Genomic DNA, 1,746 nt, shown 5'->3' with positions numbered 1-1,746 from the left:
GGTATCCATGATGGTAGACCTCAAGGTGATGGCCTACTTCAAGATTAGCCTTTCAACACGTAATTGGGACAGAGCCAAAAAAAACCGCCGCAGGGCGCGACGGTGGGGAAAGTGAGTTCGCGTCATCCTGACGGCAAACTGTCGATGCGAGTTCAGGCATGTATCGACGGGGGCAGTATGCCAGCCAGAGCCCCTCAGACTATGTCAGCTTCGCGGTATTTTGTGACAAAGTGTGGCAAGCACTGGCGTGGCCCAAGCTGCGGCTCTTTGCTATGCTGCCCTTTCAAAATATGAGGGGAGAGAAGATGAAGTACCCGGTCGATACCCACACTCACACCATTGCCAGCACCCATGCCTACAGCACCATCCACGACTATCTGCCCATCGCCAGAGCCAAAGGGATCAAGCTGTTCGCCACCACGGATCATGGCCCCGAGATGGCCGATGCCCCTCATGTCTGGCATTTTGCCAACTTGCCGATCTTGCCAAGAGTGGTGGAAGGGGTAGGGATCTTGCGGGGTATCGAGGCCAACATCAAAAACCTCGACGGGGAGATCGATTTCCCAGAGCGCTATGAGTCGCGTCTCGACATGATCATGGCGGGTTTTCATGAGCAGGTATTCCCTCCCTGCGATCAGGCAACCCACACCCAGGCGATGATCAACGCCATCAAGAGCGGCCGAGTCGATATGATCAGCCACCCGGGCAACCCCGCATTTCCCATCGACATTCAGGCGGTGGTCAAGGCGGCTGCGGACTATCGGGTGGCGCTGGAGATCAACAACTCCTCCTTCATTCACTCGCGCCCGGGGAGCGAAGGCAACTGCCGCGCAATCGTTGAAGCCGCGCGAGATCTGGGGGCCTACCTCACCTTCGGCTCCGATTCCCATGTCGCTTTCAGCCTCGGCGATTTTGACCATTGCCACCGTCTGGTGACCGAAGCGGGCTTCCCGCAAGAGCGGATCCTGGTGCGCTCCCCCCGCGCCCTGCTCGAATTTCTCGAAAGCCGCGGCCGTGCCCATATCCCCGAGTTTGCCGATCTGTAAATCGGGCTCTAACACCATGAGCCAACTCATAAAATCGAGTTGGCTCAATTGACTTGCCGGTCATTTTTTATGAATGTGGAGAGCAACAAGCCGGTATAGCTCAGTTGGTAGAGCAGCGCATTCGTAATGCGAAGGTCAGGAGTTCGATTCCCCTTATCGGCACCATATAAAACAAAGGGTTGGCTTCTTGGTAAAGCTAGCTCTTTAGCGCATTTGCCCAACACCATGCCCAACACTTCACAGTGTATAGGCTGCCCATGACGGGCGGCTAACTTGTCTTGTACGCAAGAGAGAACACCAGAGGAAAATAAAAGAATCGAGGGGGGATAGGATAGGTCTGTTCGATTATGGGGGAAAATTGCATGGAGGGGAGCAGGGGGTAAGGGAGGTCTTCTTATATATGCAATGAGGCTTGAAAAAATCTCACAGAAAATATGACAAATGGCCCCCTCTGCAAGAGTCAATACAACCCCATGAGCATACTGGCTATAGGGGATAGTAATCAGATGGGGGCTGCATGTCTTGAGAGGCGTGAGGGGTAAAGTACCTCTTCTCTATCACCGGATTACTTCATCTTTCACGGCTTCATAGTAGGAATAGTGGGAGTATCGAGCGCATAAGGGTGTAGTGGTCTAATCATCCCGGACACCATTTTAGGTGGTACAGTCGCCACCATGACCTGAGGTGTTCAATGACAAGA

General features: G+C 53.7%; 1 protein-coding gene and 1 tRNA gene. Both read left to right on the top strand.

Annotated elements, in window-relative coordinates; genetic code table 11:
* The first annotated feature begins 305 nt into the window (after positions 1-305).
* Positions 306-1,046, top strand: a complete 741-nt coding sequence (locus G5182_RS20075) for a phosphatase (protein WP_338455320.1) — start codon at positions 306-308, stop codon at positions 1,044-1,046.
* A gap of 89 nt (positions 1,047-1,135) precedes the next feature.
* Positions 1,136-1,211 (top strand) — tRNA-Thr (locus G5182_RS20070).
* The last annotated feature ends 535 nt before the right edge of the window (positions 1,212-1,746 follow it).

The sequence above is a fragment of the Aeromonas sp. 600948 genome (assembly GCF_049174875.1).
GTDB classification, from domain to species: domain Bacteria; phylum Pseudomonadota; class Gammaproteobacteria; order Enterobacterales; family Aeromonadaceae; genus Aeromonas; species Aeromonas veronii_A.
Note: the sequence above shows the minus strand (reverse complement) of the source record. Positions and strands in the feature narration are given on the sequence as shown.

What these genes read in the sequence shown, in the direction of transcription:
- G5182_RS20075 (WP_338455320.1), top strand. Translation starts at nt 306, where the DNA reads ATGAAGTACCCGGTCGATACCCACACTCACACCATTGCCAGCACCCAT.